The following is a 23,278-nucleotide window of genomic DNA, read 5'->3' on the forward strand; positions in this document are numbered from 1 at the left end:
TCTCCTTAGATGACATAACTCTTCATAGTCGCCCCGGAGTCACGCTCCGGTGCACCGACCACAGATACTCCAGCTTAAAGAAGCCGGCCGACGAGACCGATGCCTGAACAAAAGAGACCCCCAGCGCACGCCTCTCCGAACTCGCGCATTACTCACACCTGCCCAGCATTGCGTGCTGCTGCAGAGCGCCCGCTCCTGATTGGCCTCGCTAATAACTGAAAACGGTCCGAGAGAGACGAAGGCCAACTTGCCTCATACGAAGAGCAACGACCTCGCGTACTACTCCAGGGCGAGGTCGCCTGCGGCGCATCGGGGTCGAAATTGAGCTGATCCATTGCGTTGGAAGATCTGCCGGAATTTGATGCTTGCGACTGAGCTTTTTGCTCTCACTCAATTCTTCACGCCAATGCCCTCACATCCGCAACAAACCGGGCCATGCCTGCATAGTTACCTACCCGACACCTAAGATCTTCAGACAGTGAGCTCTCTCCTCGTGATGATGAGGCTTCAGAGTGATCGCCGCATGTATGATCCAGACTGTACAACCTGACGCTACGTAGAGTTCAAGCCCCCATCGGCACCGACGAGGAGCCTGGTTGGCTCTCAAACATTTCAGGATCCGGAAAAGCCTCGAGCCTGCCGGCCGCTTCAGCGCCTCAATGAGCGAAGCGCCGTAGCCTATGATTACTCGCGCCTTGCTCAGCAACGGCGAGCATCTGGACTTACAAGCCAAATGTTGTCGCGGCGTTACAGCCGCTCTTGTTTGCTCCAGATGCTGCGAACCTCGCGCTTCGTCAGGTTCAGTATTTCCATTAGATCTCGGCAGGTCGAAAGTCATTCATCACATTGATGGCGCGATGAGGCAGTTTGCTCTGAGGGACGCAGAATGGGCTTCGACCAGACCCTTGCAGGGAACATCTCAGCCGGTCGCGCGAAGCAAGGCTGTTTTCATGAGCCTTGCAAGGAAGCGCTTGGCTACAGATTTTTCTCTGATCGATGCTCCCAGCGCGCGGGCACGCCTGTATCAAAGGCCGCTGGACTCCACTCCTGAGAACGGATGGCACATAGCTTGCTTCAACAGTGAAGCCACCATGTACAGAGAGCAAATTTGTGAGGACAGCATGCTCGGAGTTGGAAGTCAGTTGCCGCCGTTCGAAATCACAGGCGTGAAGCCCGGTTTTCAAGCGCAGGAAGAAGGAGGACAGAGTGCATTCGAAACGTTGACCGAAGCGAGCTTTCCAGGAAAATGGAAGATCATCTTCTTCTATCCCAAGGATTTTACCTTCGTCTGCCCGACAGAGATCGCTGAGTTTGCCCGGCTTTCCAAGGAATTCGCCGACCGCGATGCGGTTGTACTGGGTGGTTCGACTGACAATGAGTTCTGCAAGCTCGCTTGGCGGCGTTCACATGTCGACCTGCACAAACTGCCAATCTGGCAGTTTGCCGACACAAAGGGAACGCTCGTCGATGGTCTTGGCGTGCGTTCACCCGAAGGGGTTGCCTATCGTTACACCTTTATTGTTGACCCCCAAAATACGATCCAGCACGTCTATGCGACCAATCTCAGTGTCGGGCGCAGTCCTAAGGACACGCTCCGCGTTCTGGACGCGCTGCAAACCGATGAGCTCTGTCCCTGCAACCGCGAGATCGGCGGCGAAACCTTGAAGGTTGCTTGAGGCAGCATGTCTTCGATCGAACAACTAAGCGACAGGATTCCCGAGTTCGCGAAGGATGTCAGGCTTAATTTGACCTCCTTGGTGGCCGATGAGACGCTTCCGCCGCAGCGAAAATACGGGCTGCTGCTGGCGAGCGCGATTGCCACCCGCAATGCAGCCCTGATTGCCACGATGGAATCGGCTGCGTCCGCTGTGATGACATCCGCGGCGATTGCCGCAGCGAAATCCGCAGCCTCCCTGATGGCAATGAACAACGTCTACTACCGCTTCGCCCATCTCGTTTCCAACCCGGAATACAAGACGATGCCGCCACGGCTGCGTATGAACGTCATCGGCAATCCCGGCGTGGACAAGTCCGACTTTGAGCTGTGGTCGCTTGCCGTCTCCGCCATAAACGGCTGCGGTGCCTGCCTCGATGCCCATGAGAAGACACTGAGAGCCGCGGGCGTCAATTCCGAAGCGATCCAGACTGCCGTGCGCTTTGCCGCGATCATGCAGTCAGTGGCGATCGCAATCGAGGCCGCTGGGCCCAACTCCTCTCAGGCGAGGGGTTGATCCTTCCTCTAGCATCCAATCGCTGGTTGTGGCGCCATTCAGTGACGCCACAACCACTCTGCAATTCATGTCTTGCGCAGCGTCCCCACGAAAGAGTGGCTTGCTCGAGTTCCAGGAGCCGTGCAAGGGAGGCGCCACAGATGCGGTGAGACCCTATCGCCTAACGCCGGCCGCACCACCGCCCTTAATTCCACCATCATCCAAACTTGAACAGCACTCCATATCCGCCGCGCGGATGGGTCCATTGGATGTCGCCGGTGGGCTCGGCGATCACGCGGCAGGTGCCGCACTCGATGCAGCCGTCAACTGTTATCTCGACCTGGCCGTCGTCGTTGAGCTCATAGCATCGCGCGGGGCAGGCTTTCAGGAGTGCAAGTAGCTGCGGCGATGGCGTGGTGTGCGCACGGACCTTGACGTGAGGGTTACCGATATCGACAAGATAGCGGTTGTAATACAGCTTGTCCTCGACGCGCACTGGGGGTTCGGCATTCATGCATTTATCTTCCATTGTTGAGCTTCATACTGTCGCGGTCAACGCCAGGCCCGAGCAAAACGACAAGCATCGCCAAACAGACCTGTCCATGACCGCGCCTTGACAAAGGATTTCAGGGTCGCCTTCTCCTTCTCAGCCTTGGGCGTACCATCGACGCGCACAAAGTTTTGCATCGCCTTGGAGATGAGCTGCGGATAGGTGAGAAAAAAGTTTTGTGACTGTGTATGCATTAGGGGCGGCAAATCCTTGTACTTCTTTAGATCTTTGATGACGAAGGAGTCGTCTAGCATCTTCTTGTAGATCGACAGATTTGTTGCAGTCATCTGCTCGCCGCGCGACTTCACCAGACCTATTGCTTCTGCGGCGATGCGCCCGGAAGTCATCGCGAGATTGGAGCCCTCACGATGAATGGCATTGTTAAGTTGGGCCGCATCGCCCACCACGACCCAGCCTTCCCCATAAAGCTGCGGGATCGACTTGTACCCGCCTTCAGGAATGAGATGAGCCGAATACTCCTTGACTTCGGACCCTGCTATCAGGGGCGCCACAGAGGGATGGCTCTTGAATTGATCGAGAAGGCCGTAGGGTGTCTGGCCCGTGCGCTGGAAGTCGGCGACGAGACAACCGATGCCGAGCGAAATGCACTCTTTGTTGGCATAGATGAAACCCATACCCGTCATGCCGCGGGAAATGGTACCGGCCGCCTCGATCACGACGCCTTCATCGCCCTTGAGATTGAAGCGCGCTTCGATAGTCTCGCGAGGCAAGAAGTGCATCTCCTTCACCGCGAGCGCAACGTTATCGGGTGTCGGCCGCGCGCGCAGGCCCGCGCGCGTCCCGAGCAGGCCATTGACCCCCTCGGCCAGCACGACGACATCGGCATGTATTTCGCCGTCGCGGCGATCTGTACGAACGCCGACGATCCTTTCACGCTCATCCCGTACGAGGTCAGTGACGGTCGTCTCGCACAGCACGGTCGCGCCGGCCTCCCGCACCTTGGAAGAGAACCATTTGTCAAACTGGGCGCGTATAATCGTGTATCGGTTCGGCCGTTCCTCATTGAAGTCGTCTGAACGGTAATGCATGCCGACATGGGAGCGATCGTCCATGATCCAGAACCGCTGCTCAATCAGATGACGCTCGAGCGGCGCCTCCTCTCGAAACTCGGGGATCAGCTTTTCCATCATGTCGGCATAAAGGATGGCGCCCTGCACATTCTTCGATCCTGGATATTCGCCCCGCTCGAGCTGCAGCACCTTCATGCCGCGTTTGGCCATAGTCAATGCCGCCGCGTTGCCGGCCATACCCGCTCCGACCACGATCGCATCGAATCTCTCTTCAATCATCTTCATCTCCTCTAGACCGCGATCCGGGCCCGCGAATTCGGCAAAAGCCGGGCGCGAAATGCGGAGGTCAGCGCCGGTAGCAATTGGATGGCGTCACTGACGATCGCGAGATGGGCGAAGTCGAAGATCGGAGCGTTCTTATCAGTGTTGACGGCGACGATCAGATCAGCGCCCTCCACGCCAACCCGGTGCTGGATCGCACCGGAAATGCCGGCGGCGATATAGAGCTTTGGCCGGATGGTTTTGCCCGTCTGGCCGATTTGCCGGTCAGACGTAACCCACCCTTTTTGTACCAGAGGACGCGAGCAGCCATATTCAGCGCCAAGCAGAGTTGCGAGCTCGCGGACCAGCTGAAAGTTCTCAGGCGATCCCAGTCCCAGGCCGCCCGCAACCACGACATCGGCATAGGCCAGATTGGATGTTTCTGCATCGCGGTCGGGTAGGAACGACAATACTTTTGTGACAATATCATCTTCGAGAAGGCCGAGCGGATGGACGATGATACGAGCGGCATCGCGTACGACGCGCTCAGGCATCGGCATGACTCGCGGGCGGACGGTTGCCATCTGGGGACGATAGTTCAAGGTATAGATCGTGCAGAGCAGCGAGCCGCCAAAGGTCGGACGCGTGGCCGCGAGCGAACCATCGGCGTCGACGTCCAGCGCCGTGCAGTCGGCAGTGAGTCCCGTCGACAGAGTCGTCGCCACGGAACCTGCGAGATCACGACCGAGCGTGGTCGCCCCCAACAGCAGGATCTCGGGCTTGTAGGTGTTGACGAGTTCGGTTAGCGCCTTGGTATAGGATTCGTTGCGGTAATCCGACAAAACATTGTCGCTCACGATATAAGCCAGATCGGCGCCATAGCAAAAGGCGTCAAGCGCGGCGTTACGTGTGTGCTGCCCCTCTGGACCGATAACGACAGCGGCAAGATTTACCTTTAGCCTGTCAGCAAGCTTGCGCCCCGCTCCCATGAGCTCCCAGGAAACCGGATGCACCTGGCCGCGCTCCAACTCGACAAAGACCCAGACGTGCTTGTACGCCTTAAAGTGCTCCGGCAGTTCTTTTTTGGATGCTGCGCGGCCGGTCCCCGCAGGCATGGCCGTTCTGGTGGCATTGCTCATACTCTAAATTCCCCCAAAGATAGGCGCGCCAGCGCCACAGGTTTACTTTTTAGCTTCGTTGACTGAGGATCACTTTTGGTCAGCAAGGGGCCGGCTGCTCTGCCCCGTCTGCTTGGTCCGATCGGCCGCACAACAAGAGGCGCCGTCGCGACAGACGTACCGGTCCGGCCGGATTTGGAGAGGTCCTCCAAACTGGACGCTTGCGCGCCAGGTTCGACAAGCGCCACCGCAGCGGCCAGGGCGCCGCGGGCTCTGACCGGTCGCTTCCATGCCTGAGTTGGTAAGTCCGTTCGCTGCGCAATACCTGCGCCTCACTTTCGGCCCAGCGGCTCCGCATTGACGGTGACAACGAGGGCAATCCCGGCCACGCACCTGTCACGCAATCCATGGCGAGCCTCCAGCATCGAAGACCCCCATTGGCCGACGCTGGCCCTCTCCCTGACGCATGTTGCTATCCGTCATAGAATGGATACGAATCTGAGCGGAATCAGGGATCGATTTGATGCGCACGATGCTGTGCACACCCTCTGCAGGTGTAGCGCGAAGAGGCAACTTATCCATTGACCACCATCTCACCGTCGACACGCAGCTTCGGTCGCATCAAACACCGTTTCGAACCGACCAAGCGATCGTAGGCCACGAGATGATGGTGAAGCGCTCGGCAGGCACTAAAAGCAGCATCATTTCGTCTTTCTTCAATCTCATCTCGGACGACTACCATCTGTCGGCATCGATGATCGGATTGGCAGGACAACAGCAAGTGTCGTACCAGTTGCAAAAACCACTGAAGGTCGGTCAAACGTACCGGTTTGGCAGACACTTGAAATGGCCGCTGTACCGTAGACACGACCGGTCCACACATGGGTCGGGAATACGACAGGCACCGCTTGGGTCACGGCCGCAGAGAGTTGACCCAGATGAAACGAAAGCCCCACATCGGGCTGTCACGGCGCCCCGACGGACAAACCTTGCTTGCAGTGGAGCGCGAGATCACTTCAGCTCGCTCAACGGGACGAAGGCCGCGGGCTTGTTAGGGTCTGCGACGGCATCCTTCAAAACCTTGAACACTCGCTGGTCGATCGGTGTCGATGCCACGAAATCGGCATAGGCCTGCTCGAGCATCGCCTTGCACCGAGCTCTGATTTCCGGCTCTGCGGCACCAGTAAATTGTTCTTTGGCAAAATACTGTCCCATGCGTTTTAAGATGTGAAGGCGCGCGACGTTCACGATTTTAGGGTCGTAATCGACGCCAAGCAGCGAAAAGAAATCCTCTGCCGATGAGGCCTTGCTGAGCCGATCCAGGATACCGGCTGCGGGGGATGAGTTTATCATCAAAAATTCTCCTTCGGATTAGCTCTGGACGGCCAATGAGATGGCCTGGCGCCTGTTGAGTGCTGCCGTCGTGCCTCGCACAGCTGGTGCGCATCGCCATAGCGTGACTGCGGAAAGCCATGCCCTCAACTTCCCGGCCCAGATCGGCAGGTCCGTCGGTGACATAGTCAGTCCCGATGAAGTTCCGAGATTAATGGCCAAACCGCGATCGGAGCTGACGCTCGCCGGACCGGAAATCAGTCGCGCGAGAAGACGCCGATTGGCAGTCCGCGGACGGCTCGCCATTGGGTAGGAGATCACAGCACGTATGGCGGAACGGCAAGTAAGATCTGGAGGTAAGATCGCGCCGGGGATCTGACGCTCGCCAGTTGGACGCCGTTCGCCCATCAGCGACATCGGACACCATCCTTGCGGCGCAGCCGGTTGCGAATCGTCGACGCAAACGCTGGACACGGCTTTTCACGTGGGGCGCGATGCCAGGCATCCGCACACGTCGTGCCAGATCGCCGCGATGGTTTCACGCTCGACCGGCAGCTTGTGCTCGATAGCATATTTGCGGACTTGCAACAGGATCTGTCTGACTTGATCCGCGCTGGCGTCGAGCTGCAGTTCATCGAGTAACGCGCTGATCGCAGCAACTCCGGAATGCTTGCCGATCACAAAACGGTTGCAGCGACCAAGCAAAACGGGATCGAGCGATTGATAGGTGCGTTGATCCTTCAAAAGGGCAGCGACATGAATGCCTGATTCGTGCGTAAATACATGCTCTCCGACAATCGCTTTGTTCGTAGGAATAGCACGTGCGGCCGCGGCTGCTACCACCGCGGCAACGTGTTCGAGCTCCGGGAGTATGATGCCGGTCTCCCACCCGTAGAGCTGCTTGAGTGCGACCGCGATTTCCTCGAGCGGTGCATTTCCGGCCCGCTCGCCCAGCCCCATGACGGTCACTGAGGCGTGGCTCGCGCCAGCCTTGATGGCGGAGAGCGTGTTGGCGGTTGCGAGCCCGAGATCATCGTGACCGTGAAATTCGAGTTCGAGATCGGTGGACGCACGCAAATTCCTGACCAGCGCGTAGGTTGCGTCAGGATCGAGCACGCTTAGCGTATCCGCAATACGAAAGCGACGCGCGCCCGCGGCTTTTGCAATTGCCATCAGCCTGATCAGAAACTCGATGTCGGCGCGGGAGGCATCCTCACCACCGACGGCGACCTCAAGGCCGCGCTCACAGGCACATCCTACCACTCGCTTCACCCGCTCCAGCGCCTGGTCGCGAGGACAACCTAGCTTGGCCGCGATCTGGACATCGGAGGTCGGGATCGACAAATTGATCATGGATACCTTTGCTTCAATCGCCGCCTCGACATCGGACTCGCGCATTCGGCACCAGCCTATGGTGGTCAGCGGAAGATCTGCTTCGACAATGGCGCGAATGGCCTCGATCTCGTCGTTGCCCATTGCCGGCGTTCCCGCCTCGATCTCCGTGACACCGGCCCGCGCCAGCGCCTGCGCGATTGCCAGCTTTTCCTCTGTGGTGAACGCAACGCCAGGTGCCTGCTCGCCGTCGCGCAATGTCGTGTCGTTGAGCACGGTGGGCTTGGCGCGCACTTGGTCGGACCAAGACGTTTTGGCGGCGGTGCTGGCGGCAATCACGCGAGAGCTCCTCATAGTTTGACCTACGACGCTTCAGCAACCAGCATGCCAGCCCGCCGTCCCAGGCAACCCGTTGGGAACTCTACCGCTTCCGTCCTCGACTTTCTTCAGCATACAGATTGTTGCAAATGCGACAGGCTCGTGAAGCGGATGGCTTGCCTGTTGCTGCGCCGAATTCAAACGTTAATGCAATTGTCGCGCGCCAGGATGTGAGAATTGTCGCGGAGTGCTTGGGGCCCGCCGCCGCCTTGCATACATGGTCACTCGCTCGCATCGAAACCGCATCAACCGCGTCCTCACTCTCGCGCGCGGCTTACCTCCGGCGAGTCTCTCTCAGATGACGGAGCGATAGCGGAGCCTTGTGGCAGTTCGGATGGCCAGTCGCCGGCAACGAACGGCCGAGCGGCCTGCAACAGAAAGTCGCGCCGGCGCTCGGCCATCCGGCTCTCACCGCTTTCTTCGCCGAAGCAGAGATTGAAGTCCTGACATTGATTGCACACGGGTGTCGTGCACATCACAAGGCCTTCATTTTCGCAAAGCATGCGGTAGAAGAAGCGCTTCCAGCGCATATTGTTGACATTGCGCGCGGCGAGCGGCGCGAAATGGCGGCTCAGCAGACGAGATAGTTCGCCACGATTGCGCAAGCCGAGAGCTTCCCACAGGTGGTCTGGCTCAATGGCACGGCGCGCGATCATCGCAGCCAGCCAGCGCCCGATATTTCCTTCCGTCGAGCGTTGATTGAGCAAGAGATCGCGCAGCATTGCGATCTCGTCGTCCTCTTCGCACTTGAAAGCCGAGAGCTGCTCCGCGAGCTTAATCTCAAGCGCAGGAAAGTACTGCTCCAGCAAGGCCGCCAGTTCAAGGCCGGACAGGCCAGCCTTTTCGGGAAGGAAGCCACCATCCATTGTGGCAGCCGCCAGGATCGACGCCAGGACATGGCGATCGAGATTGCTCTCAAGGGCAATGTCGGCGTCTGCAGGAGGCACACCGGTGAGCAGGCGGTAGGTTGCAATTCCCCTATGCACCTGGCTGCTCGCATCAATGGCGCAAGCAGCCATCAACGGGAGGAAGTGCGCTTCGGACATGATTTTTTTGGGTTTCCACAGTAGTCAGATTTGCGCTGCCGCATATTTTTGATCAGGGTCGATCCGTAGAATGCCGGCCTCCCGGGATCGACGGGGGGAGACCGGCATCCGTCGCGCGCCTTCACAAGGCCGCGACTCGCGACTTTTACGAGACCGCCAGCTCAGCGGCGGTCTTGCCGATGATGGATTCGTCCACGGGCTTCATAATGCCATGCTCCATCAGCATGTCCTCGAGTTCGTCCATAGAGATTGGAGTCGGGATAATGCCTTTGCCGCCATTGTTGTGAACCTTGGTCGCAAGATTGCGATAGTGATCGGCCTGCTTGGAATCGGGTGCATACTCGAGCACCGTCATGCGGCGTAGCTCGGCATGCTGCACCACGTTGTCGCGCGGCACGAAGTAGATCAGCTGAGTCCCTAGCTTCTTGGCCAACGCTTCCGCCAGTTCTAGCTCCTTGTCGGTCTGCCGCTCGTTGCAGATCAGACCGCCCAGCCGAACGCCGCCAGAGTTCGCGTATTTCAGGATGCCCTTGGAAATGTTGTTCGCGGCATACATCGCCATCATTTCACCTGACATCACGATGTAGATTTCCTGTGCCTTGTTCTCGCGGATTGGCATCGCAAAGCCACCGCAGACGACGTCACCGAGCACGTCGTATGAAACATAGTCAATGTTTTCGTAGGCGCCGTTCTCCTCCAGGAAATTGATCGAGGTGATGACGCCGCGGCCGGCGCAGCCGACACCCGGCTCAGGACCGCCGGACTCCACGCAGCGAATGTCCTTGTAGCCGATCTTCATTACGTCCTCGAGCTCGAGGTCCTCCACGCTGCCGGCGTTCGCCGCAAGGCTCAAAATCGTGTCTTGCGCCTTAGCGTGCAGAATCAGACGGGTCGAGTCCGCTTTTGGGTCGCACCCTACAATCAGAATTTTCTGACCCATCTCGGCCAGCGCCGCCAGCGTGTTCTGCGAAGTGGTCGACTTGCCGATGCCGCCCTTTCCGTAGAACGCGATTTGTCTCAGTGAAGACATGTTGCTCTCCATCAACCGATTTACCAAACGTTTCGCGCTTCTTGCACGCAAACTTGTTTCTCTCTCAGAAACGGGGCACACGGGTTCAAGGGAAGGAGCGCATCGCTCGTCTTACGCGTCGACGTGCACTCAGCCCTCACTCAGTGTTGCTGCCGCTTATCAGCAACCGCCGTGCCAACGCTTGCCCGTGCGTCCTAAGCTTCTGATTACGTTTCTAAAACAGGCGGCCGGTGAGTGAGGCTCTGGGCGTTTTCGATCTGCGTGGCTGTCAGAAAACTAACAACGACCACAACCATCAACCCGAAAAGCAGATTTAGCGTGACCTGTTCCGATGGCTTAAGGTACGGAACGGAACTTGCTCCGGCTTGAGGACACTGAATATGCCGCTCGGACTGGAAACCTGGCGCACCAGCGGCAAGAGTTGCATATACGGTACGGCGCTTGGCCCGCCCGCATTTGAGATGATCGGCTATAAACTCGGATCAACTCTCGAGAGTAGCACCCCCATGCCAATCGTTCAGCTCAACGCACCTACATAGGTATGTCATGGCGACAATCATCTTTTATCAGAAGCCCGGCTGCGCCACCAACGCGCGTCAGATTCGAGCGCTGAAGTCCGCCGGCCACGACGTGATCGCCCGAGACATCTTGAAACAGCCATGGGATACGGAGGATTTGCGCGGCTTCTTCGGCAACATGCCCGTCGACTTCTGGTTCAACCGAGCTGCGCCCCGTATTAAGTCAGGCGAAGTCAATCCAGATACTATCGACGCGGCAAGCGCACTCACATTGATGGTGGGCGATCCGCTCCTGATACGACGACCGCTGATCGATGTAGGCGGGGCACGATGTGCTGGACATGAGCCCTTGCTGTCCCTGCTTGGCCGCACGTCGCAAGATGATCTGGAGGGATGCTTACACGACGCAAACCGCACGCGTTGCCCGCGGACGTGAGAAAACAGCGGACCGTACCTCCAGCACATCAAGCGAGGCGAAAGATGACGTTTCCACCTTCCGACCTACGCGGGAAATAGGCGACGAGGCCTTCGCTGACACGGGCCTGCGCGAGTGACTGCTCTGTAACGGGCATCCTCGAATGCCGTTCTTCTCACCGTTCCAGTGGGTGAGAGGCCGCAGCAGTTACGCCCCTTTATCACGCATGAACTCCGCGGCCTGGGTTGGATCAGAGCAGCGATCAGAGACGTGGTTTTTTGAAGAGATCTGTCTCTCTTGAACTGAATAAGAATGAGAACAGACCACCACCCTTCGCGGGCGTGATCCTTAAGCAACTTAGCGACATAATTGCCTTATGGCCGCTCCCATTTTGATCGACGTCAAATCCTCCCTCACCCGCCCTGTGTGACAGAGATCTCGCGCGGCTCTTCGCGCGGACTTTGGAATGGAGAATTCGATGAGAACAAGGACAGTTACGACGATAGCATCGCTGCTCGCCTTAGCGACCTCGTTGGCCAGCATCCCGGTACAGGCTGCGGATCTGGCTCGGGCGCCGATCTACTATAAAGCGCCTCCGATTGAACCCTCTAATCCATGGATGATCCGCCTGCGCGTGCTTGGCGTTTTGCCAGCTACCGCAGGCAGCACGGTCAACGTCGCCGGGGCGCCCTCGCTGTCCTCACCAACTTCTGGGCTATCAATCAGCGATCAAGCCATACCCGAGCTCGACATCACCTACTTCTTCACAAAGAACGTTGCCGCCGAACTCATTCTCGGCGTGACCAGCCATCACATCAGCGGCAATGGCGCGCTCACTGGCCTCGATATCGGCAAAGCCTGGCTGTTGCCGCCAACACTGACCCTGCAATATCACTTCACCGATTTCGGCGCGCTCAAGCCCTATATCGGCGCGGGCATCAACTACACCGCATTCTTCAATCAATCGGCAGCCAATACGTCTCTCGCCGGTCTTGCAGTGACGGATTTGCGCATCAGCAACCAGTTCGGCGCGGCGGTCCAATTCGGTTTCGATTACATGCTTGATCGTAACTGGGGCCTCAACTTTGACGTGAAGAAGCTGTGGCTGCGGCCAGAGTACTCCGCGATCGTAAACAATGCGATTGCCGTCACCGGGCGTGCCAACATCGACCCATGGCTCGTCAGCGGCGGCGTCACATACAAGTTCTAGCGCTAGAACAGGATCAAAACGGGGAGTCCGTTTGATGACGGGAGACGCGGCGATCTCATCGAGCGCGTCCCCTAGCCTTACCGCAGTGCAAGCAGAACGAGATGACGCGTCAAGAATGCGTCATCTCGCGAGATGCGGAGAGCTATTCGCAGCGCTGCTCTCTGTGAGCTACGGATCGTGCAGTATGGAGTGACCGTACACGACCAGATCGACCCAGCATATGTTCATATTCTTACTGGTCGCGCGTTGCAAAGGCGCCATTTGCAGATTGCGCCGGAGAAGAATGGCGGCACGCGGCGGCAACTTGAATGACTTGCTGTTCTCACATCCGAAGCGTGATGGTTACGCTCAACCCTCAGACGATCTGAGTTCCGAGCCGCCAGCTCATCGTCGGACAGGCCGTCGATGCTTGTTTGCCCGGGCAAGTGGCAGCTAATCGACGCCTCTAGCTTCGCTTCAGCACCATCACAAGGCGGTCGACACGTTTGCCCTGCTTGAGGTGGTAGTTTACGATTTCGTCAACATCCTCAGGCGTGGTCGCGCGGTACCACACTCCATCGGGATAGACGACCATCAAGGGACCAGAGTTACAAAAGCCAAGGCAGCCTGCCATCGTGAAGCCAATATCGTTGAGACCTTGCGCTTCGATCGCCTTGGCCATCCGATCCCATAGGGCTTGCGCGCCGGAGGCGCCACAGCTGCCGTGCGGATGAGTTGGCGGACGCTGCGTGTTGCAGGCAAAGACATGATGCCTATAAAGCTGAGGAAGCTCGAATTCGGTTTCTGAGTTCATGCGCCTGCCTCTCCTGAGTCAATGGGCTTCATCTGAAAAGAGCCTGGGTTGCGAGCACATCGCCCCCACAATTCTAACAGCGCATCAAGCAATCGATGCTAACATTTCCACTCGCGCTTGAGAAAGCAGGCGAAATGGGTGGGCGCCATCGTGATTGTCGTCGCTAGATCAGTGATAGATATTCTCGCGACCAGAGGAGCCCCCTTGATCAGTTCCAACCTCTTCTGCCCTCATTCCGGTCTTTCCGCTCCGGCATCACTGTCCAACTTCTCCAAAGCAAGTTGCGCACCAGATGCGTAACTTTCGTTTTCTGCAACGATCCCTTGCTTTGCGCGACTCACAATTGTTGCGAAGGTTGCGACAATGTCGTTCGCTTCTGTTTCTGACACGACAAACCTCACATAGCGTTTGACCTCCCGCTTCAACCTTCCGTGCGCAGAATAACCTTGAAGCTCGGGTACTCTATCTAGCTCTTGCGCTATCATATCTTGGAACGAGCAGCGATCTTCATGACCGTCGAGCAGTCTAGCGAGAAGCTCGAAGATGGTGTGGTGAATCGAGCACGTGTTCTGCCATTGCTGACCGCATTGACCGGCGCGGGTCACAGCATCTTTTTCGCCCTGAAGCTAGACGCTGCGTTCGGCCGCTGCCTACCTGTCGTTTGCTCAACAGATGCCGTCTGTCCCGAGAGTCGCCGAGCCACCTTTGCGGCAGCAGACCAAGCCGGTCGCAATCAATGCTAGACCCGCAACACAGCGGCCCGCTATTGGGACCACGCTTCACACGATACGCGTCAAGACGAGCGTGCAGTGGAAAGTGCGAAACAACGAGCACGGCCCATTAATGCATTTGCTCCTAACGAGCCCTAACTGACGATGGTGGCGCCATTCGCTAAGAGCGTCCCACGAACCGACGTTTGGCACGCCAGTTGCAGCGCAGGCAATAAAGCCAGCTGTACCGGCCGGCCTTCTGACACAGGATCGTCGTTCCTCATCCCCAGACGATCCTGTCAGTCTGGGTCCCGCCATCTCCAAGCCCAGACGATGCCCTCGGCGAACTTCCAGCCGCCGGGGGCATTTCCCGCTCAAACATATCAGCGGCGGTAGCAAGCATGTCCCGCCTGCCGGCTCGATTTGGCGAGCCAGCGCAGGAGCAGCTCTTTGGTGCTACGGAGGTTAAAGGCTGTGACACGCATCTAACAGCGCTCACGAGCACAATGGCCTCATTCGAGGGCAAAGCGCCTCAGGCAGCTCGAGCACAATAAAGCGCTAGGCCCGTTAGTCCGGGTGGATCGTGATATCCATGGTTTCGTCGCTGTCTCCGAAGGGGTCGGCAAACCGATCGTCCTTGAGCAGCTTGACGCCGCACAGGCAAACATCACCTTCGATCACGGCGAGCGCTACCGGGTCAAGCGATTGTCCATCTCAGGGGCCGTCGATGCACACCCCAGTTTCGATCTCGAATCTTGCACCGTGCCAGCCGCAGCGGAGAAAGGAACGGTCCGCCGAGAAACACGCACCGCAGCCGATGTTCAGCCAGACACTCTCATGCGGACAACGATTGACGTAACCGAAATAGTCATTGCCGAAGGTGCGCACCACAATAAAACGGCCGGCGCTCGCCCCATCATCAATCTGCGACAGGCTAACGCTCACTGCCCCACTCCGCTCGATGGCATCGGCCTGGCAGACGACAAAAACCTCGGTGCGACCGCTCATCACATTGCCGATTATAGGTTCGCTCATCCCGGCCTCGCAGTTTGCTGCTTGAAGGCTTCAATCGCAGCCCGGGTCAGCTGAAAAATCCCACGGCCACGAGCGAGCGGCCGAAACGCCGAGCTGGCATGGGCGTTGAGGACATCAAACCACTGGTTCGGCGTGAGCTTCGCCGGACGCTCGCTGATTTGGATCACCCTCCCGTTGGGAGCGAAGCGGACGTGGATGATGACTTGTTGCGAGTTCATAGCGATCCCCTATTTTTGCTAACTCTAATGATCTTGAGTGGTCACCGAGAATCTCAACTGTGATGTGCTTGGTTTCCTGCACCTTGGCGCGTGGGCCTCTAGCCGCGGCTTGGACCCGGCGCCTCCTCTACTATCGATCAGTCCTTCTTCGCGCTCGCCTGGAGCTTTCTCTTGCGGTGTTAAGTCGAGTGCATCCGCCCGCTGGAGAATTGCTGCGAACACAGCAGCGTCTCCACGCCGAGAGCTCGGCGGCGGTGATATCGGAATCGGACAGTGGAATGAATGATGTATTCTCCTCCACAGTGTGCGCGCCATCAAGCCGATACTCTGCTGGCTCAGTGCTCACCGCCCAAAATTCCTTTCGGCCAACACGATGTCGATCGCCCGTATCGGATCGGCCGTAATCTGCACGCAGCGATCCGATCCATCGACCAGATGAAGGTCGAAAACGCGCATACTGCCGGAACGGCGGATTCGCCAAATCCGAGGCATAAAGCCGCGCCCAAGCAAGCTGCCAGCCGCTCGACTTCGATCAATTCCTCCGCGGTAAGCGCGATCGTGGTTCCTCTATGACTCGTCAAAGACGGTTCGTCATTGCCAGAACAGACGCTCCGGATCCGCATTCAACTCGTCGATTGCAGAGGTCAACCGATGGTAAAGGCTGTAAAATTCCCAGATTCCTCGCGCATGATTCTTACGAAACAGCTTCCAGATCCCGCTCACGCCATCATAAAGAAGCAGCGCGACATCGATGAGAGCGCCATCCTTGGCGATGTTGCGCGAGCAACAGGGGCTCTCGACGAGGTAGCCGCCCCTCACCGGCGTCACGTAGGGCGAGACGTAGAGATAGCGTTTGCGCGAGCTTAAGCCGTGCTCGATCCGCTTGCGATCGAGCTCGTTGGGGTGAGGCACCAGCCCGGCCTTTGCCTTTCTCATCAGCGCAGCATTCATGGCGAAAGCCTCCATTCAAAGCACTGTAATTTCTTCTTCAAGACAGCCGATGAGCAGCTGATCACCAAAATCGACAATGTAGATCGGCACGTTCGCTTCCGTATGGATCGCGACGTTGATGATCTCACCGATCGCTCCGGCGGCGAGCAAGACTCCATCGGGCTTCGTATCGGGAAATGAGTCGTCGTTGATGAGGTCGACTGCGGTCTTGACCCGCTGTCCCCGCCGATATTTCGGAGAGCCGCGCTGCGTCATGACTCCTCCGGCAATGGCAGATCATCGACCTCCTCGCAGGCGTCCGCCGGCTCTAGTTCCTTGCGTTTCATGCCAACGCGGTAACCGCTTTCCAGATATTCGACGCCGTAGATGTAGAATTGCTGCAGGAATGTGCCGATCGAGACGACGTAACCCACCTCTCCCTTCTTCACTAACACGTCGCCAATCTCCTTGCCGCGATAGGTGCCATCATTGCGGATGGTGCGATTGGCTCGCACCTTTTGGCCAAAGCTGAAGACAGGCGGCTCGCTGAGCTCGACGACGTCGCTGTCGCGAACGATGCTGTTCATGTGCCGCGCCTCATGCATCGCTCCTTCAGAGATGCGGGGGCCGCCTCGCCCAGGCGAGATCCTGGATCACGTCATCCTCCCGCGGCATCGCGAAGCGCCTTCGGATCGCCGCGCGGAATGAAATGCCCACCAGGGCGTTGTTGCCGACCAGCAACAGCACGCCGGAGGGCAATCCAGCACGGTCCTCGTGCGTGATGGAGGACCGAACGTCGTCTACGCCGGCGCCAACGCGCAGCACGAAGCTTACAACGCTTTTCAGCACCACTGGTTGGCATGCCGATCATGGGGTTCACGCTTTAGGCTGGCGCCTGGTAGCGAGGCACAGATGTGTCAACCACGCAGGTATTGTCGACTGGACAGGCGGCGACACATTGCGGCTCGTCGAAATGGCCAACACATTCAGTGCATTTCGCCGCTTCAATGACAAAGCTCCCCCCTTTTTCCGAGATAGCAACGTTCGGGCATAGGGGTTCGCAGGCTGAGCAGCTCGTACACTGCGAGGTGATGATCTTAAATGGCACATATTTCCCCTTACGCTGCAGAGATCAGAGATCCTTGCGGGAGCGCGGCGCCTCCTCGCCGCACGTGCTGGAACTCCCCGCGCTTCACCTTGTCCAGATAGGATTTGAACCAGGCGATCGCCGACTTCTCAATGAACTCATGGGCGTATTGATCGACCGGCTCGATCCCCGCCTTGATCAGATTGCTTTTCGGGCAGCCGCCGATCTTAGACACGAAGACCGCGTGGCAGTCATGGATGCCGCGCATGATGGCGGAAAGCCTGTCCTCCTCGCCATAACCGCCCTGGCAATAAACGTCCACACGGCGGTGCCCGACGAATTTGGCACCGGATGTAGAAAGTTCGTAAACCTGGAATTCCTTTGCATGCCCAAAGTGCTCGTTGATCAACCCCGAGCCCTTGGTTGCGACGGCCACTAGAAGAGTAATCGCGCTCATCTCTCCGGCAAATTCCGCAAGCTCCTTTTGAGCGGCCGCTACTTTGGCGGCACGCTCATCCTCTACCCTGCCCTGATATGCCTCGCGCATCTCCAAATCATATTGGACGTCCATTCTCATGACCTGATCCGTGGTGAACTCTGCGCTGCGATCTTCCCCGAGTAGGCCAACCGCATCGGCGCGGCACTGGCGACAATGCCGCATCATTTTTATCTCTCCTTCGCAAGCATCTTGCAGCGCCTTCAACTCCTGCGCCGTCGGTCCGCGCTGACCGTTGAGGCCAAATACTGTGCCGTGCTCGGGCGCGGAGATCAGGGGCATGATATTGTGAAGGAAGGCACCGCGCGACTTGACCGCCTTGTTGACCTCGACGAGGTGGTCGTCGTTGATGTTTGGAATCATCACCGAATTGACCTTGCACAGGATACCCCGTTCGCTAAGCATCTCGAGGCCCTGCAGCTGGCGATCGGTCAGTATCTTTGCCGCGTCGATGCCGGTGTAGCGCTTGTGGTTGAAGAAGATCCACGGATAGATCTTGGCGCCGATTTCGGGATCGACCATGTTGATGGTGACGGTGACGTGGTCAATTTTGGACCTGGCGATGGTATCAATATGGTCTGGCAGAGCCAATCCGTTGGTTGACAGGCACAGTTTGATGTCGGGGGCGGCCTTGGCGACCAGCTCGAACGTCTTGAACGTCTTTGCTGGATTGGCGAGGGGATCGCCGGGACCAGCGATGCCAAGCACTGTCATCTGCGGAATTCTAGTCGCGACCGCGAGCACTTTTCTTACCGCCTGCTCAGGAGTGAGCTTCTCGCTCACCACGCCCGGACGCGATTCATTAGCGCAGTCGTATTTTCGGTTGCAGTAATTGCACTGGATGTTGCAGGCAGGCGCGACCGCAACATGCATGCGGGCGTAATGATGATGCGCTTCTTCGCTGTAGCAGGGATGGTTCTTAACCTTTTGCCAAATTTCGGACGGCAGATCGCGTTGACCTGCCTGCGAGCCGCAGCTCGCCTGCCCGGTCTTGGCAGAAGCGCGGCAGCCGGCGGACTGCATAATCGTGCCGCTATCCACTCCAGCTTTGACAGGCTTTCCGCGTTCGACGACCGCGTTCATTTTCGTTTTTCCCTGCAGGCATCATCGACCACCCAGGACCATCCGTGAGCGAGCCTCAAGAACCTGGTTAGCAACTTGCATGCCATGGCGGAGACGATGAAATTGCAGCCATGCGCCAACGAGTTAGCGGAAGCGATCGTCGCTAGCGCATAGAAGAACAGCAATGATGCGCTTGTTAGCGATGCGACAGATACGTCATTATTCTCACGCAGAGCTCCATGGCTTGCGCGTTCATTCTCACGCAGCTCGCCAGAACTCCATCTGAACGGGTTTTCTCGCGTTGGGCTCTCACAATATGCCGATACGAGGCGGGAATCCGGGGCTTTCCAATGCCACCAATGGTGAGCAGTATCTCAAGCGCGCAAGGGAGCCCATTCGCAAGCGGTGTCAGACTGTGCAGCACCGTCGCCCAGCTCCCAGCCATGGCACCGGCGACTCTTGGCCAACCGCATCGTAAACGCGATGCCAGCGATTCTCGCCAATGCCGACGCGGGTGATACCCTGTACTTCGCCCCAGCGTCGGCTCGACTGCCGAGCAAAGGCCTGTGTCATCGATGCCGTCACGGCGGGTTGACGTTTGCTGCCGACGCCTAGGCTTGGCTCTAGCCGGCCGCGGCAACGCAAACCTTATTGGCGAAGAAGCCGGCAAACGCCTCTGGTGTGGTCGGCACATCGGGCTTGGACAATTCGGCGCGGCCAGGACTGAGATTGGAAGCAATGCTCGAAGCCCTCAGGCCGGCAGCGACGTCCACGAGCGCCTTTGCATCGGCCCTATCGACGAACTCGATCTGCGGAGGCGCCTTCACGAACCGTCCCCGTTCTCTCCCCGTTTTTTAGCGTTGATTGTGATCGGTAACGGGGTGTCGCTCGCCATCTCGGGCAAATCGAGCACCCAGCCATTAGCCACTTTGATCCAGCCGCCCCACAGTGTCTCGTACTCGGATTCTACGATTGGCTCTTCGAGATCCTTTTTTGGCACGTAGATCGACAGGCCCTCCGGAGACCGGCGGATCATGATTTTCACGACATCTACTCCCTGACTGTGACGCGGGAGATGGCGCGCATGCGAGCCACGATGTCTGACACCGCGCACACCACCTCATCGACCTCCGCAAAGGAGGTTTCACGCGACAGAGAAAAGCGAATGGCGCCGTGCATCCGCCACCGCGGCAGCTGCATGGCACGCAGAACATGCGATGGCTGCATGGAGCCGGAGCTGCAGGCTGATCCTAGCGACACAGCGATGCCCGTCCGATCGAGATGGTGGGCGATGGCTTCGCCTTCGAGATGGTCGAAGGCAATATTGGCCGTGTTCGCCAACCGATTGCTGGTGTCGCCGAGCACAACGCACTCGCCATTTTTCAAGATTCCCTGCTCAAGACGGTCGCGCAACGCGGCAATGCGATCGCGCTCGGGTTCAAGCCGCTCCGCCGCAAGCTCGGCGGCTTTTCCCAGGCCGACAATGCCGGGAATATTCTCAGTCCCGCCTCGGCGCCCTCGTTCCTGTGATCCGCCGCAGATCAGCGGCCGGAATTCTGTCCCTTTGCGCAAATATAGCGCGCCGATCCCCTTGGGGCCGTGCAGTTTGTGCCCGGATAGCGACAGCATGTCGATCGCACTGTCCTTCAGGTTCACGCACACCTTACCGATGGCCTGCACCGCATCAGTGTGAAACAGCGCGCCCGCCTCCCGAGTCAACTCGGCTAGAAGCTCCACAGGAAAGATCGTTCCTGTCTCGTTGTTGGCCCACATAACCGAGGCAATCGCTGTGCGTGGCCCGAGTGCGCAGCGAAACGCCTCGATGTCGAGCCGGCCGCGGGAATCTACGGGTATGATGTGCGTCTTGACTCCTGTTGTCGCCAATTGCTCGGTTAGCGCAAGAACGGCGGAGTGCTCTACCGAGGTGGTGACGATCTCGTCGCGATCTTCCTGTGTCGCAAGCGCAGAGAGGATGGCGGCATTATTGCCCTCGGTCCCTCCCGAGGTGAAAACGATTTCATGATCGTATGCGTTCCCTAGCAGGATACGCAAGCTACGCCGGGCCTGCCTCACAGCGACTGCGACCTCGCTGCCAAAGGCATGCGTGGACGAGGCATTGCCGAATTGCTCGGTGAAGAAAGGCAACATGGCTTGCACGACGGATGGATCAGTTCGAGTCGTTGCATTATTATCGAGGTAAATCAGCATTCGATTTCGCTCAATCCACTGCCTCGCCTGCAGCCGCGACGGGGATCAGGCGCACCAATTCGCCAAGTTTTCGACAAGCCGCGCCTGAATGCCTTTCCTCATGCTCGAAAGCTTACAGCAACGTGCGGGCAGTGGACATCCTGAACATGACCCTGCTGCCATCGATCCCGATCAGGTGACAGTCGCCACCATCGCGTCGCAGATTGGGGCGAATCTCGTTCGATGGCGCCGCGAATGCGACGCTCTCGGTCTGTCGCAATGGGCGACGATTGCCTCAGTTGTTTCGGTTCGGCCGGCATGCTTCTATGTCCTCCTCATCAGCTGAACGATTTGTTTCATCAGCTGAACGATTTTCCGCATGAGCAGTTCGCAGTGGCGTTCGGGTTGTGAAACGTAAAGCCAGAACTCTCCAGTGCCATCACGAAATCGATGGTCGTGCCGATCAGATGCTCACGGCTCTTGTTATCGACGAACACTTTCAGCCCATCGCAGTCGATCACGGTGTCGTCAGGCTTCGGTTCTTCGACCAGACCCATCTTGTATTTGAATCCATTGCAACCGCCCGCTTCGATCATGACGCGCAGACCGCCGGTCGGATGGGTCGACGATGAAATCGCGCTCTTGATTGCGTTCACTGCGCTATCCGTCAGGTTGATCACGGCTTTCCCTCATCAGCTTCGATCTAGCTGCTAAGGGCAAGCCACGTGCCAGCGCGCAGACGCTTGATGATGCTCACTTTTTTGGATTGCGCCTGTTGGCGTTGAAACCGGTGTCGGGTTCCCGACAGGCTCCCTGAGTGTTAGCAGCCACTGACGCGTTTTCTTCTAAGCTGCGGCGAAAGCCGCTACGCATGCGACGGCAAGCAATTTGCATCGCATCTGGCACCGGCCAAGGCGTCGGAAGAGTTTAGATCGAGGAAGACTTTAATGACTGCAATCGAGAACACCGCACTCGGCAGACTTGAGAAGGAGGGCCGCCTGCTCAATGCCGTACTCAAAGGCGGGACTACCAAGCCGGGCCGGTTCGGCTTTCGCGGCGACGTGGCACTAAAATTCCAGACTCAGGTTGCGGACGAGAAACGGCCGCCAGACTATTCGATTGAGCAGGTGTTGACGATCGCACAGGACGGCGAACGCACTATTCCGGTGCTGGCCGGCTATCTGCATTCCTTCGCCTATCTTGCTGACGTCGCGAGCGTCCTTGACGGCGCCTTAAGCCCAACCGGCAGCTACTTCATCTTCTGCAACAACATTGATTTACTGGCGAAGTACCGAGTGAAGTTCGGTGATATTAGCTTCCACGTCCTACCGTGCGATGAATCCACGGTTTGGAAGGAGATGATGGACCTGGTCGGGCTCAACAAGGACGACATCAAGAAGCTCGATCCGGGCGGCAAGCTTGATTACCTCCTCGATGCCGCAAAGGATCTCGACCTGTCCTATGAGGAGATCTCGTACGACGAAGGGCTAAAGAGGATGGAGCCCGTGAAAAACCGCAACGAGAATCGGCCGGTCTGAGCGCCGTCTTCACTTGTTGGCCGATGCATCGTCTTCGACAAGATGCACACCAACGACGCAGATATCACCGTCCAGAACAGCCAACGCGATCGGCGTGAGCGTTCTACCTTGACATGGACCTTCGACGCACAGGCCGGTGCCGAGTTCGAAGGTCGAACCATGCTTGCCGCACATCAGCCGGATACCGTATGGATCAAGGAATACGTTCCGCTCCCAGTCCAAATTGACGCCGTTGTGCGGGCATTTATTGACGTAGCCAAGCACCTTTTTGCCCCAGCGCACCACAATGATGGACCACGGCCGGTGATTGCCGTGATCGTCGACGACCATCAGGTGGAATCCCTTGGCCTGGCGGCTCGAAATGTCGTTAAAGCTGCAGATCGCGTAGATGGGATTTGGCTTCATTTATCGCCCATTGATTGCAAGACCCTTTTCATTGTCGCTATGCAATCAACCTGCAAGAACCGTACAAGTGCCGGTCTGATAGTGTCTGTTGTAATCCAACGCGCAAGCGAGCCCTTGCTGGCTCGCCCAATTACCCGCCGCATCATTCAGACTAATCAGTTCGACAATTTAGGCCTTGCTGCCGTTTCCATGCAGGCCGTGCAGCTGCAGCTTTCGGGTCCAAGCCCTCTGCACTATTTGTCGGACAGCTGCCCGCGGTGGCTGGTCGTTGCTGCTCGTTGCTGCTCGTTGTGGCCACTCCGTAGGGAGCCCCCGTTGCGCCACCTCGGATCGCGCATCCGACCGCAGCTTCGTAAGCGCCTTCGGAGAAGGTTGTTGAACGGACG

27 protein-coding genes are annotated in these 23,278 nt (G+C 57.9%); 5 read left to right on the top strand and 22 right to left on the bottom strand.

The genetic code is table 11. The annotated features are described in order from the left end of the window. Nucleotides 1-1,121: 1,121 nt before the first annotated feature. Nucleotides 1,122-1,676 (top strand): peroxiredoxin, encoded by a 555-nt coding sequence (locus P6U27_RS32145; protein ID WP_122405463.1) that lies wholly within the window; start codon nucleotides 1,122-1,124, stop codon nucleotides 1,674-1,676. 6 nt (nucleotides 1,677-1,682) lie between these two features. Next, a complete protein-coding gene (locus tag P6U27_RS32150) occupies nucleotides 1,683-2,231 on the top strand; it encodes a carboxymuconolactone decarboxylase family protein (protein WP_407193304.1) in 549 nt (182 codons plus the stop codon). A gap of 196 nt (nucleotides 2,232-2,427) precedes the next feature. On the opposite strand, the gene P6U27_RS32155 is transcribed toward P6U27_RS32150, so the two are convergent. The 7 genes from P6U27_RS32155 to nifH form a co-directional block, all read right to left on the bottom strand. After that, a complete protein-coding gene (locus tag P6U27_RS32155; RefSeq protein ID WP_122405465.1) occupies nucleotides 2,428-2,724 on the bottom strand; it encodes a ferredoxin family protein in 297 nt (98 codons plus the stop codon). 38 nt (nucleotides 2,725-2,762) lie between these two features. After that, nucleotides 2,763-4,070: an FAD-dependent oxidoreductase gene (locus tag P6U27_RS32160; protein WP_407193305.1), complete on the bottom strand. Its 1,308-nt coding sequence runs from the start codon at nucleotides 4,068-4,070 to the stop codon at nucleotides 2,763-2,765. Between the two features lie 11 nt (nucleotides 4,071-4,081). Beyond that, complete coding sequence (locus P6U27_RS32165) at nucleotides 4,082-5,191, bottom strand: electron transfer flavoprotein subunit alpha/FixB family protein (protein WP_122405466.1); 1,110 nt, start codon at nucleotides 5,189-5,191, stop codon at nucleotides 4,082-4,084. Nucleotides 5,192-6,181: 990 nt separating this feature from the next. Beyond that, the gene (nifW, locus tag P6U27_RS32170; protein ID WP_122405467.1) at nucleotides 6,182-6,523 is read right to left on the bottom strand and encodes a nitrogenase stabilizing/protective protein NifW; all 342 of its coding nucleotides are present in this window, start codon (nucleotides 6,521-6,523) and stop codon (nucleotides 6,182-6,184) included. A gap of 459 nt (nucleotides 6,524-6,982) precedes the next feature. Then, nucleotides 6,983-8,173 carry a homocitrate synthase gene (gene nifV, locus P6U27_RS32175; protein WP_407193306.1) on the bottom strand — a complete coding sequence of 397 codons (1,191 nt, stop codon included), beginning with the start codon at nucleotides 8,171-8,173 and terminating at the stop codon, nucleotides 6,983-6,985. A 296-nt stretch (nucleotides 8,174-8,469) separates the two neighbouring features. After that, the gene (locus P6U27_RS32180) at nucleotides 8,470-9,258 is read right to left on the bottom strand and encodes a nitrogen fixation protein NifQ (protein ID WP_407193307.1); all 789 of its coding nucleotides are present in this window, start codon (nucleotides 9,256-9,258) and stop codon (nucleotides 8,470-8,472) included. Between the two features lie 145 nt (nucleotides 9,259-9,403). Beyond that, the gene (gene nifH / locus P6U27_RS32185) at nucleotides 9,404-10,288 is read right to left on the bottom strand and encodes a nitrogenase iron protein (RefSeq protein WP_122406910.1); all 885 of its coding nucleotides are present in this window, start codon (nucleotides 10,286-10,288) and stop codon (nucleotides 9,404-9,406) included. Nucleotides 10,289-10,834: 546 nt separating this feature from the next. On the opposite strand from nifH, the gene P6U27_RS32190 reads away from it, so the two are divergent. Both P6U27_RS32190 and P6U27_RS32195 read left to right on the top strand, forming a co-directional pair. Next, nucleotides 10,835-11,242, top strand: a complete 408-nt coding sequence (locus P6U27_RS32190) for an arsenate reductase family protein (protein ID WP_407193308.1) — start codon at nucleotides 10,835-10,837, stop codon at nucleotides 11,240-11,242. A gap of 445 nt (nucleotides 11,243-11,687) precedes the next feature. After that, entirely contained in the window at nucleotides 11,688-12,431 is a 744-nt protein-coding gene (locus P6U27_RS32195) for an OmpW/AlkL family protein (RefSeq protein WP_407193309.1), read from the top strand. Nucleotides 12,432-12,876: 445 nt separating this feature from the next. Here the strand turns inward: P6U27_RS32195 and P6U27_RS32200 are convergent, their stop codons facing one another. From P6U27_RS32200 to P6U27_RS32265, 14 genes are all read right to left on the bottom strand, one after another. Continuing rightward, nucleotides 12,877-13,224, bottom strand: coding sequence for a ferredoxin (locus P6U27_RS32200; protein WP_209294984.1), 348 nt, complete (start codon nucleotides 13,222-13,224; stop codon nucleotides 12,877-12,879). Between the two features lie 230 nt (nucleotides 13,225-13,454). Beyond that, on the bottom strand, nucleotides 13,455-13,829 hold the full coding sequence (locus P6U27_RS32205; RefSeq protein ID WP_407193310.1) for a hypothetical protein: 375 nt from the start codon (nucleotides 13,827-13,829) through the stop codon (nucleotides 13,455-13,457). 819 nt (nucleotides 13,830-14,648) lie between these two features. Beyond that, nucleotides 14,649-14,969: a Rieske (2Fe-2S) protein gene (locus P6U27_RS32210; RefSeq protein ID WP_407193311.1), complete on the bottom strand. Its 321-nt coding sequence runs from the start codon at nucleotides 14,967-14,969 to the stop codon at nucleotides 14,649-14,651. An 809-nt stretch (nucleotides 14,970-15,778) separates the two neighbouring features. Beyond that, nucleotides 15,779-16,138: a DUF3024 domain-containing protein gene (locus tag P6U27_RS32215; protein WP_122406911.1), complete on the bottom strand. Its 360-nt coding sequence runs from the start codon at nucleotides 16,136-16,138 to the stop codon at nucleotides 15,779-15,781. 15 nt (nucleotides 16,139-16,153) lie between these two features. After that, nucleotides 16,154-16,393 carry a nitrogen fixation protein NifZ gene (locus tag P6U27_RS32220; RefSeq protein ID WP_122405474.1) on the bottom strand — a complete coding sequence of 80 codons (240 nt, stop codon included), beginning with the start codon at nucleotides 16,391-16,393 and terminating at the stop codon, nucleotides 16,154-16,156. Next, nucleotides 16,390-16,704 carry a nitrogen fixation protein NifZ gene (locus tag P6U27_RS32225; protein ID WP_407194521.1) on the bottom strand — a complete coding sequence of 105 codons (315 nt, stop codon included), beginning with the start codon at nucleotides 16,702-16,704 and terminating at the stop codon, nucleotides 16,390-16,392. The genes P6U27_RS32220 and P6U27_RS32225 overlap by 4 nt, the downstream gene beginning before the upstream one ends. A gap of 25 nt (nucleotides 16,705-16,729) precedes the next feature. Continuing rightward, on the bottom strand, nucleotides 16,730-16,966 hold the full coding sequence (locus tag P6U27_RS32230; protein WP_407193312.1) for a hypothetical protein: 237 nt from the start codon (nucleotides 16,964-16,966) through the stop codon (nucleotides 16,730-16,732). Between the two features lie 34 nt (nucleotides 16,967-17,000). Next, nucleotides 17,001-17,225 (bottom strand): 4Fe-4S binding protein, encoded by a 225-nt coding sequence (locus P6U27_RS32235; protein ID WP_407193313.1) that lies wholly within the window; start codon nucleotides 17,223-17,225, stop codon nucleotides 17,001-17,003. A 10-nt stretch (nucleotides 17,226-17,235) separates the two neighbouring features. Continuing rightward, a complete protein-coding gene (nifB, locus tag P6U27_RS32240) occupies nucleotides 17,236-18,783 on the bottom strand; it encodes a nitrogenase cofactor biosynthesis protein NifB (RefSeq protein WP_407193314.1) in 1,548 nt (515 codons plus the stop codon). Between the two features lie 602 nt (nucleotides 18,784-19,385). Further along, nucleotides 19,386-19,589: a hypothetical protein gene (locus tag P6U27_RS32245; protein ID WP_407120856.1), complete on the bottom strand. Its 204-nt coding sequence runs from the start codon at nucleotides 19,587-19,589 to the stop codon at nucleotides 19,386-19,388. After that, nucleotides 19,586-19,807, bottom strand: coding sequence for a putative nitrogen fixation protein NifT (gene nifT, locus P6U27_RS32250; protein ID WP_122405479.1), 222 nt, complete (start codon nucleotides 19,805-19,807; stop codon nucleotides 19,586-19,588). The genes P6U27_RS32245 and nifT overlap by 4 nt, the downstream gene beginning before the upstream one ends. Before the next feature lie 5 nt (nucleotides 19,808-19,812). After that, nucleotides 19,813-20,970 carry a cysteine desulfurase NifS gene (nifS, locus tag P6U27_RS32255; protein ID WP_407193315.1) on the bottom strand — a complete coding sequence of 386 codons (1,158 nt, stop codon included), beginning with the start codon at nucleotides 20,968-20,970 and terminating at the stop codon, nucleotides 19,813-19,815. Between the two features lie 112 nt (nucleotides 20,971-21,082). Next, on the bottom strand, nucleotides 21,083-21,229 hold the full coding sequence (locus tag P6U27_RS32260; RefSeq protein WP_407193316.1) for a NifU family protein: 147 nt from the start codon (nucleotides 21,227-21,229) through the stop codon (nucleotides 21,083-21,085). Nucleotides 21,230-21,308: 79 nt separating this feature from the next. After that, a complete protein-coding gene (locus tag P6U27_RS32265) occupies nucleotides 21,309-21,629 on the bottom strand; it encodes an iron-sulfur cluster assembly accessory protein (protein WP_122405481.1) in 321 nt (106 codons plus the stop codon). 267 nt (nucleotides 21,630-21,896) lie between these two features. Here P6U27_RS32265 and P6U27_RS32270 point away from each other — a divergent pair, with 267 nt between their 5' ends. Continuing rightward, nucleotides 21,897-22,487, top strand: coding sequence for a hypothetical protein (locus P6U27_RS32270; protein WP_122405482.1), 591 nt, complete (start codon nucleotides 21,897-21,899; stop codon nucleotides 22,485-22,487). Nucleotides 22,488-22,496: 9 nt separating this feature from the next. On the opposite strand, the gene P6U27_RS32275 is transcribed toward P6U27_RS32270, so the two are convergent. Next, on the bottom strand, nucleotides 22,497-22,892 hold the full coding sequence (locus P6U27_RS32275; RefSeq protein ID WP_407120853.1) for a Rieske (2Fe-2S) protein: 396 nt from the start codon (nucleotides 22,890-22,892) through the stop codon (nucleotides 22,497-22,499). Between the last annotated feature and the right edge of the window lie 386 nt (nucleotides 22,893-23,278).

Origin of the sequence: Bradyrhizobium sp. STM 3566, from assembly GCF_045571445.1 — a bacterium.
Classification (GTDB): domain Bacteria; phylum Pseudomonadota; class Alphaproteobacteria; order Rhizobiales; family Xanthobacteraceae; genus Bradyrhizobium; species Bradyrhizobium vignae.

What these genes read in the sequence shown, in the direction of transcription:
- P6U27_RS32190 (WP_407193308.1), top strand. Translation starts at nt 10,835, where the DNA reads ATGGCGACAATCATCTTTTATCAGAAGCCCGGCTGCGCCACCAACGCG.
- P6U27_RS32145 (WP_122405463.1), top strand. Translation starts at nt 1,122, where the DNA reads ATGCTCGGAGTTGGAAGTCAGTTGCCGCCGTTCGAAATCACAGGCGTG.
- nifS (WP_407193315.1), bottom strand. Translation starts at nt 20,970, where the DNA reads ATGCTGATTTACCTCGATAATAATGCAACGACTCGAACTGATCCATCC.
- P6U27_RS32200 (WP_209294984.1), bottom strand. Translation starts at nt 13,224, where the DNA reads ATGAACTCAGAAACCGAATTCGAGCTTCCTCAGCTTTATAGGCATCAT.
- P6U27_RS32225 (WP_407194521.1), bottom strand. Translation starts at nt 16,704, where the DNA reads ATGAACAGCATCGTTCGCGACAGCGACGTCGTCGAGCTCAGCGAGCCG.
- nifB (WP_407193314.1), bottom strand. Translation starts at nt 18,783, where the DNA reads ATGAACGCGGTCGTCGAACGCGGAAAGCCTGTCAAAGCTGGAGTGGAT.
- P6U27_RS32160 (WP_407193305.1), bottom strand. Translation starts at nt 4,070, where the DNA reads ATGATTGAAGAGAGATTCGATGCGATCGTGGTCGGAGCGGGTATGGCC.
- P6U27_RS32165 (WP_122405466.1), bottom strand. Translation starts at nt 5,191, where the DNA reads ATGAGCAATGCCACCAGAACGGCCATGCCTGCGGGGACCGGCCGCGCA.
- P6U27_RS32195 (WP_407193309.1), top strand. Translation starts at nt 11,688, where the DNA reads ATGGAGAATTCGATGAGAACAAGGACAGTTACGACGATAGCATCGCTG.
- P6U27_RS32220 (WP_122405474.1), bottom strand. Translation starts at nt 16,393, where the DNA reads ATGACGCAGCGCGGCTCTCCGAAATATCGGCGGGGACAGCGGGTCAAG.
- P6U27_RS32180 (WP_407193307.1), bottom strand. Translation starts at nt 9,258, where the DNA reads ATGTCCGAAGCGCACTTCCTCCCGTTGATGGCTGCTTGCGCCATTGAT.
- P6U27_RS32215 (WP_122406911.1), bottom strand. Translation starts at nt 16,138, where the DNA reads ATGAATGCTGCGCTGATGAGAAAGGCAAAGGCCGGGCTGGTGCCTCAC.
- P6U27_RS32210 (WP_407193311.1), bottom strand. Translation starts at nt 14,969, where the DNA reads ATGAGCGAACCTATAATCGGCAATGTGATGAGCGGTCGCACCGAGGTT.
- P6U27_RS32155 (WP_122405465.1), bottom strand. Translation starts at nt 2,724, where the DNA reads ATGAATGCCGAACCCCCAGTGCGCGTCGAGGACAAGCTGTATTACAAC.
- P6U27_RS32270 (WP_122405482.1), top strand. Translation starts at nt 21,897, where the DNA reads ATGACTGCAATCGAGAACACCGCACTCGGCAGACTTGAGAAGGAGGGC.
- P6U27_RS32150 (WP_407193304.1), top strand. Translation starts at nt 1,683, where the DNA reads ATGTCTTCGATCGAACAACTAAGCGACAGGATTCCCGAGTTCGCGAAG.
- nifW (WP_122405467.1), bottom strand. Translation starts at nt 6,523, where the DNA reads ATGATAAACTCATCCCCCGCAGCCGGTATCCTGGATCGGCTCAGCAAG.
- nifH (WP_122406910.1), bottom strand. Translation starts at nt 10,288, where the DNA reads ATGTCTTCACTGAGACAAATCGCGTTCTACGGAAAGGGCGGCATCGGC.
- P6U27_RS32275 (WP_407120853.1), bottom strand. Translation starts at nt 22,892, where the DNA reads ATGAAGCCAAATCCCATCTACGCGATCTGCAGCTTTAACGACATTTCG.